1 protein-coding gene and 1 pseudogene are annotated in these 671 nt (G+C 39.3%); both read left to right on the forward strand.

The genetic code is table 11. The features are described 5' to 3' along the window. Positions 1–216, forward strand: a pseudogene (locus J1785_RS00500) (hypothetical protein); the annotation flags it as partial. A 31-nt stretch (positions 217–247) separates the two neighbouring features. Further along, a partial coding sequence (locus tag J1785_RS00505) for an acyltransferase family protein (protein ID WP_217218545.1) occupies positions 248–671 on the forward strand: 424 nt, incomplete at its 3' end.

The raw sequence follows: 671 nt of genomic DNA on the forward strand, positions 1-671 counted from the left end.
GCAACTGGTGCACCGACATTGGCTTCTGCTGCGAACATCTCAGCATTTAATTTAGGAGCGTCAGGTGGAGTCTGGTTAGGAGGAGCGGCTATTAATGCAGGATATGGATTCGTATCTCCTAATTGGGTCGGAGCAATTACTTCTGGAGTTGGATTGCTGATAGCTATCTACGCAATGCGTCAACGCCGGGATTTAGTTTTGGGAAAAAACTGTTAACTTCTTTAAATCTTTAATGAGGTGCCTGATAATGAATCATCTTCTGACGAATACATCTCGACCTCCTAATTTACACTCATTAACTGGAATGAGAATTTTCGCAGCTGTGTTAGTGTTTCTCTTCCATGCTTCACTTGGCAAGATGCTTAACCCTTTCCAGGACGCGCAGTTTGCTAATTATTATGCGGTTCTTTTTAAAAATGCAGGATGGCTGGGGGTCTCTTTTTTCTTTATTCTTAGCGGGTTTGTACTTACTTGGTCAGCCAATCCTAATCAAACAAATGGTCGGTTCTGGCTAAAACGGTTAGGGAAAATATTTCCTAATCATATAATTACTTGGTTTGTCATGCTAATTTTTTTTAATAGTTATGTCACAGATAGCAATGCTTGGTTGCCTAATCTTTTTTTAGTTAGCTCGTGGTTAAATAATATTGATGTTTTTGTTAGTGTCAATC

The organism is Rahnella perminowiae (assembly GCF_019049755.1).
Taxonomy (GTDB): domain Bacteria; phylum Pseudomonadota; class Gammaproteobacteria; order Enterobacterales; family Enterobacteriaceae; genus Rahnella; species Rahnella perminowiae.